The organism is Pseudomonas agarici, from assembly GCF_900109755.1.
GTDB lineage: Bacteria > Pseudomonadota > Gammaproteobacteria > Pseudomonadales > Pseudomonadaceae > Aquipseudomonas > Aquipseudomonas agarici.
The window spans coordinates 141,412-147,998 of sequence record NZ_FOAR01000015.1 but is presented as its reverse complement, the minus strand read 5'-3'; the positions used below and the strand labels follow the sequence as shown (position 1 = coordinate 147,998).

The following is a 6,587-nucleotide window of genomic DNA, read 5'->3' as shown; positions in this document are numbered from 1 at the left end:
AGTGATTGCTCGCCAAGCGGCAGCTCAATGATCGCCGACGCTTCGGTCTTATGTTTTGGTTCAGCCGGCGCGACTTTCAAAGGAATGAAAGCTGGCAGCGCGACTGCCTGCTGATCACGGTAAAGCGGTATCCACCGGCGAACGACATTGGCATTAATCCCGTGACTCATCGCAATAGCTGCCACGGAAACACCGGGCTGCTCGCACTCTTGAACGACTTGGGTCTTGAAGGATTTCGGGTATGACTTACGTTGGCGCATGACGATCCTGGCATTAAGGGTAATTGCGTCCGCTTAAAAATACGCGGACACAATCGTCCTTATTGCTCGGGCTCGGAAGGTGTGTTCCCCGGCCCCTTACAATTCCATGCTCTCACCCTCAGGTTTAGCTCCGAGCGGGCGATATCCTGATTAGCGATATAAAACACCATCTGTACGCTGGTGGCCTGTACGTTTGCACGCAAAAGTAGCAGTGAGGCTGAGCCCGTTCTGGTGATTGCCCTCGGGCTTATCTTCTATTTCCCATGACAGGAATCTCGATGCTGGCGTATCACCAAAAAAGCTTTCTGATCGTCGACGATTTTTCCGATTTTCGCAGTTCAGTCAGGTCCATGCTGCGCGAGTTGGGTGTCAAGGAAGTGGACACCGCCGACACCGGGGAACAGGCGCTGCGCATGTGCGCGCAGAAGCGCTACGATTTTGTCCTGCATGATTACCATCTCGGTGATGGTAGGAAGAATGGTCAACAAGTGCTTGAAGACCTGATGGTCGATAAGCTGATCAGTCATGAAAGCGTATTTGTCATGGTGACCGCCGAAAGCAGCCAGGCCATGGTACTCAGTGCTTTGGAGCATGAGCCCGATGCCTACCTGACCAAGCCGTTTAACCGTGCCAGTCTCGCTCAGCGTCTGGAGAAGCTGGTCCAACGCAAGAACTTGCTCAAGCCGATTATGCAGGCACTCGACCGTGACAAACCGGCTGAAGTATTGGCCGCCTGTACCCGTCTGACCCAGCAGGACGCCCGTTTTGCGCCGTTGTGCCTACGCTATCGCGCCGACGCGATGCGCGCGCTCAACCAGAATGAGCCGCTGGAACGGTTTCTCAATGGCATCCTCAATGACCGCCCATTGCCATGGGCTTACGCGATGCTTGGGCAACTGCTCTACAAGCGCGGCCAGATCACTCAGGCCCGGGAGCTCTATGAAGCCGCGCTCAAGGCTTTTGCGATGATGCCGGCGCTGTACGACGGGTTTGCCGAGGTGCTGATGCAGCAAGGCGATACCAAGCGTGCCCAGAGCATATTGGAGGAGGCCGTGCGACTGTCCCCGCTGGCGGTACGCCGCCAATCGTTGCTGGGCAAGTTAGCCATGGCCAACGAAGACTTCGAAGGCGCATCGAAAGCCTATCGCCAAGCCGTGTCTCAGGGCGAGCAATCACGTTTCAAGGATCCAGAAAGCAATCTCGGCCTGGCCCATGCGTTGATCAGTAAGGGCAGCCAACGAGGCCTGGATACGCGTACACGGTTGGAGATCAATCAGACCCTCAGCGCGGTCGCCAAGGAAAATGCCAACGATCCGGGGCTGCAGGTACGTGCGCGGTTGATGAAGGCCACCAGTCTGCTGCTCAATGATGCCGAAACCGCCGACAAGCTCACCGAGCAAGCGATGGCGCGATTGGAGGGCATGGAGAATTTCATGAGTGCCGAGGCTGCCTTGCTGGTGGCCAAGCAACTGCAGCAGTTGGGCCAGGTTGAGGCCGGTGCCTCGATGCTCAAGAGCTGCGTGGAGATCTACGGTGATGACCCGGCAGTGATGAAAGGAATCGCCAAGCTGACCGACGATCCGCAAATTCTCGGCAGCGGCAAGGCTGCAATCGATCTTAACGTGCAGGGAGTGCGTAGTTACAAGGGCGGTAATCTGGAAGAAGCGCAGGATCTGTTCCGGCGGGCGCTGGCCCTGCAACCGAAAAATATCAGTATCGCCCTCAACGCCGCACAAGCCCTGTTGGTGACCGCGCAGAAGACGGCTGACGCAGCGATCCTCGAAGAGTGTCGTGCCTGCCTGAAAATGGTCGGCAAGATGCCCGACACTGATCCACGTTATGAGAGGTTTCAGAAATTGCGCATTCGAGCGTTTGGCCAATGAGGAACAATGACCAGGGACTGGATTTTTCCACGGTGATCGCCTCGACCGTACACGATATGAAAAACTCGCTGGCGATGCTGATGCAAGCCCATGGCCAGTGGCAAAGCCGTTTGCCCGAGGCGCAACGCGCGACTCCCGAGCAGGCGGTCATCGAGTACGAGTTCGCTCACCTCAACAGCATGCTGGTGCAACTGCTGGGCTTGTATAAGCTTGGGGTCAATCAATTACCTCTGCGCCCCAATTATCATGAAATGGACGATTTTATCGAGGCGCAACTGGCGTGCCGCCAGGAAGTCTTGAGTAGTCGCGGGATCGTCGCCAGCTACGAAGTCGATGCTTTCAGTCCGCTGGGGTTTTTCGATCGGGAACTGATCGGCTCGGTGGTCGGCAATATCATCACCAACGCTATTCGTTATGCCTGCCATGCCCTGCTGGTCAGTGTGCGTGAAGAGGGCGAACACTGGGTGCTGACGATCAATGACGATGGCCCCGGCTATCCGATGCAGATGCTCGAGCGGCAGGCGGACTATGTCCAGGGCATCAATTGCGCCACGGGAAGTACCGGCCTGGGGTTGTATTTCGCGGCACGCATTGCGGCCCTGCACGAGCGTAATGGTGTGTGTGGGCGCATCGAGATCAGCAACGGCGGCACCTTGGGAGGGGCCTTGTTCAGTCTCTATCTTCCTTGAGTCAGACTTTTTTCCTCGTTTCCCGCTTGAAGTCCCGAACAGGTGGTGCGTATTTTGTACGAGACGCCGTTCTCGGCTTGTACAACAAGGATTGAGTCATGAGGACCGATGGCCAGAGTTCACTCGCACAGCGATTGACCGGCATTGATGAGGTTGAATGTGTCACGCCCGATCTCAATGGTGTACCGCGCGGCAAGGTAATGACTGCCGAAGGTTTTCTCGAAGGGCGGCGTTTGCAGATGGCCCGTGGAGTCCTGTTGCAGTGCATCATGGGCGGTTATCCGCCTGCGCGTTTTTACGGTGGCGATGATGGCGACCTGGTCCTCAATGCCGACCCACGGCAGGTCCATCGCCTGCCCTGGAGCCAACAGCCTCGTGCCCTGGCGATCTGCGACGCGAACGAACTGACGGGTGAAAGTTCGCGCTTGTCGACCCGTGGTCAGCTCAAGGCGGTGATCGCCCGTTATGCCGCGCGTGGACTGGCACCGGTGGTGGCGACCGAACTGGAGTTCTTTGTCTTCGCGCCCAATACCGACCCTAGCCAATCCTTCCTGCCGCCCATGGGCCTCGACGGTCGTCGCGAGGACGGTCATTCGGCCTTCAGCGTCAGCTCCAATAACGGTTTGCGGCCGTTCTTCAACGAAGTCTATGGCTGTATGGCGGCGCTTGGCCTGCCGCGCGACACCTTCATGCATGAAATGGGCGTCAGCCAGTTCGAGATCAACCTGTTGCACGGTGATCCGCTGTTGCTGGCCGACCAGACCTTCTTGTTCAAGCTCCTGCTCAAGGAAGTCGCCCTCAAGCATGGCCTGATCGTGGTCTGCATGGCCAAGCCCTTGGCAAAGACAGCGGGTAGCTCGATGCATATTCACCAGAGTCTGGTGAAGATCGGCAACGGGCGAAATGTCTTCAGCGATGCGGCGGGCGAGCCGACCGCAATGTTCCGCCACTTTATCGGTGGGTTGCAGGTGGGGATGGCCGACTTCACGGCTCTGTTTGCGCCGAACGTCAATTCCTACCAACGCCTGTGCCACCCGTTCGCTTCGCCGAACAATGCCTGCTGGTCTCACGACAACCGGGCAGCCGGTCTGCGTATTCCGGCCAGCTCGCCAGCAGCGCGGCGAGTGGAAAACCGTCTGCCGGGAGCCGACGCCAACCCTTACCTGGCAATCGCCGCCAGCCTGGCCGCCGGGCTACACGGTATTGAACAGCAGCTGGAACCGACGGCCGCAATCCAGGGCCAATTCGAAGTTCCGGATTCTTTGGCGCTGCCATGTACCTTGCATGCTGCTCTGGAGCGTCTGAAGCATAGCCAGTTGGCGAAGGATCTGTTTGGCGAGGAGTTCATCGAAGGCTATGGGGCTTCGAAGACCCTGGAACTGACCAGCTTCCTGGATGAAATTACGCCTTGGGAGCGCCGGATTTTAGCTGCTCAGGCTTAGACGCAACCCCCTATTCGGACTATCTTCTCGGGAGTCCGAAACCTCATTCAAGGAGCCGCTCGGAACGCCGATGCGCCATATCTGGAAATCCTTTCGAGCGCTTTATTTCGCCTCGCTGATGATGTTGATCGGCTCGGGCCTTCTCAGTACCTACCTGGCCTTGCGCCTGGCGGCCGACCATGTCGACGGCCTATGGGTGGGTGCGCTGATGGCTGCCAACTACTTCGGCCTGGTGCTGGGAGGCAAAATCGGCCATCGGCTGATTGCGCGGGTCGGGCATATCCGCGCTTATGCCACCTGTGCCGGGATCGTCAGTGCGGCGGTGTTGGGTCATGGGCTGATCAATTGGCTGCCCGCCTGGCTGTTCCTGCGGATGATCGTGGGCTTGGGCATGATGTGCCAGTACATGGTCATCGAGAGCTGGCTGAATGAGCAGGCGGAAGCCAAGCAGCGTGGCATCGTGTTCAGCGGTTATATGATCGCTTCCTACCTGGGCCTGGTGCTGGGGCAACTGATCCTGGTTATGCACCCGGCCCTTGGGCTGGAACTGCTGATGCTGGTCGCATTGTGCTTCGCGTTGTGTTTGGTGCCGGTGGCCATGACCCGGCGAATTCACCCGGCACCTCTGCATCCGGCCCCTCTGGAACCGCGCTTTTTCATGAAGCGCGTGCCGCAGTCACTGACCACGGTGATGGGCGCGGGGCTCATCGTTGGCTCCTTCTATGGCCTGGCGCCGCTCTATGCCTCCCAGCAGGGGCTCTCCACCGAACAGGTCGGTTTGTTCATGGGCTGCTGCATCTTTGCCGGTTTTTTGGTGCAGTGGCCGCTGGGCTGGCTCTCCGATCGCTATGATCGGGCCATGTTGATCCGCAGTGTCGCCTTCTTACTGGCATTGGCCTCTTTACCGCTGGCGATATTCTCCACGGCGCCGCTTGAGGTGCTGTTCATCTCCGGGTTTGTGGTGTCGCTGTTGCAGTTTTGCCTGTACCCGCTGGCGGTGGCGTTTTCCAACGACCATATCGAGGGCGATCGGCGGGTGTCGCTGACCGCCATGTTGCTGATGACCTATGGTATCGGCGCAAGTATGGGACCACTGGCGGCTGGCATCCTGATGAAGCTGTTCGGCAGCCATATGCTCTACGCGTTTTTCGGCTTCTTCGCCTTGATCCTGGTATGGCGCATCCGACCGAAGGCCGTGACTAATCTGCATCAGGTCGAGGATGCGCCGTTGCAGCACGTGGTCATGCCTGAAGCCATGTCGCCCTTGGGAGCGGCCCTCGATCCACGGGTCGACGAGCAGATCGTGCTGGATCAGATGTGCGACGGTGTGGCGTCCCCCGCGTCCGCGCCTGAGATGGTTGGCGAAGTGGATGAGTCAGACCCGGAGCCGGCGCACAAGTCGAGCAACTGATAGCGTGGGTAAAAAATGAGCCGCCTGATGAGGGCGGCCTATTTTTTGGAAAGCAAAAAGCGGCTGGTTCAGTAATCGTCGTCCTTGTCGAAACGCCGTGCCTCACGTTGCAACTGATAGACGAAACGTTCGACCTGACGTTGTACCAGGCCGCTCATGTTGTGGAAGCGCACGCCAGCGAAAGTGGTGTTGATCCTTTCTTCGAAATGCAGGTGACGCAGTTCCACCGGGGCGGTCATCGGCCCGAAGGGTAGTGCGGCGATAAAACGCTCATAGACCTGGCCCAACTGCAGACGGTCAGAGATATCGCCTTCGAAGCGCAGCTTGCTACCGCTCGCGGAGATATCCAGAAGTTTGCCGCTGACCGGGGCCTTGAGCTTTTCACCACTGAGTTCGACACTCACCAGGTCGGCCAGCTTCAAGGCCGCGCGGAACGCATTGCGGCGCTGGTGGTAGACCACTTCTTCGGGAATCCTACCGCGATAGCAGCCGTTGGTTTCGTCGATGCTCATTGGCTGGGATTGTTCCCAGGTAATGCGCACACCCTCGTGGAAGCCTTCGACGCGCAACGGTTCTCCCGCCGCCAGGAAGCGTTCGCCGTCGCGCGGTATCATTTCGTCCAAGGCCAGGGTGCCAGCCTCCCGGTCGACATCGATCACAAAACTCTGGAAGCGCTGGCTGCGCTCGTGGAACGTAATGATCAACGGGTCATGGCTTTCCTGCAGCATCCGCAGGTTAGCGGCAATTTCCAGAGGCGTGCTTAGCACCTTGGGTGGCTGCGGAGCATCGTCCGCGCTTGAGGCATTGGACACGGTTCATCAATCTCCAGACAAAATACGACTACATGCAAAGGCCATCATTTTGCCAGTATGTTGTGCGCCTTGGATAGAGCGCACACCAGT

At 58.3% G+C, this 6,587-nt stretch carries 6 protein-coding genes; 4 read left to right on the top strand and 2 right to left on the bottom strand.

The window, feature by feature from the left end; genetic code table 11:
- A partial coding sequence (gene tnpA / locus BMX68_RS15470; protein WP_143063298.1) for an IS66-like element accessory protein TnpA occupies positions 1-260 on the bottom strand: 260 nt, incomplete at its 3' end.
- 278 nt (positions 261-538) lie between these two features.
- On the opposite strand from tnpA, the gene BMX68_RS15465 reads away from it, so the two are divergent.
- From BMX68_RS15465 to BMX68_RS15450, 4 genes are all read left to right on the top strand, one after another.
- Positions 539-2,143, top strand: a complete 1,605-nt coding sequence (locus BMX68_RS15465; RefSeq protein WP_017133041.1) for a tetratricopeptide repeat-containing response regulator — start codon at positions 539-541, stop codon at positions 2,141-2,143.
- Positions 2,140-2,832, top strand: a complete 693-nt coding sequence (locus BMX68_RS15460) for a sensor histidine kinase (protein ID WP_017133040.1) — start codon at positions 2,140-2,142, stop codon at positions 2,830-2,832. Before BMX68_RS15465 ends, BMX68_RS15460 begins: the two co-directional genes overlap by 4 nt.
- Positions 2,833-3,032: 200 nt before the next feature.
- Entirely contained in the window at positions 3,033-4,274 is a 1,242-nt protein-coding gene (locus BMX68_RS15455; RefSeq protein ID WP_176987136.1) for a glutamine synthetase family protein, read from the top strand.
- 70 nt (positions 4,275-4,344) lie between these two features.
- A complete protein-coding gene (locus BMX68_RS15450) occupies positions 4,345-5,685 on the top strand; it encodes an MFS transporter (protein ID WP_060783450.1) in 1,341 nt (446 codons plus the stop codon).
- 68 nt (positions 5,686-5,753) lie between these two features.
- Here the strand turns inward: BMX68_RS15450 and BMX68_RS15445 are convergent, their stop codons facing one another.
- A complete protein-coding gene (locus BMX68_RS15445; protein ID WP_017133037.1) occupies positions 5,754-6,497 on the bottom strand; it encodes a flagellar brake protein in 744 nt (247 codons plus the stop codon).
- Positions 6,498-6,587: the final 90 nt, after the last annotated feature.

Excerpts from the sequence above, each read along its gene's own strand:
- BMX68_RS15450 (WP_060783450.1), top strand. The coding sequence starts at position 4,345 with ATGCGCCATATCTGGAAATCCTTTCGAGCGCTTTATTTCGCCTCGCTG.
- BMX68_RS15460 (WP_017133040.1), top strand. The coding sequence starts at position 2,140 with ATGAGGAACAATGACCAGGGACTGGATTTTTCCACGGTGATCGCCTCG.
- BMX68_RS15455 (WP_176987136.1), top strand. The coding sequence starts at position 3,033 with ATGACTGCCGAAGGTTTTCTCGAAGGGCGGCGTTTGCAGATGGCCCGT.
- BMX68_RS15465 (WP_017133041.1), top strand. The coding sequence starts at position 539 with ATGCTGGCGTATCACCAAAAAAGCTTTCTGATCGTCGACGATTTTTCC.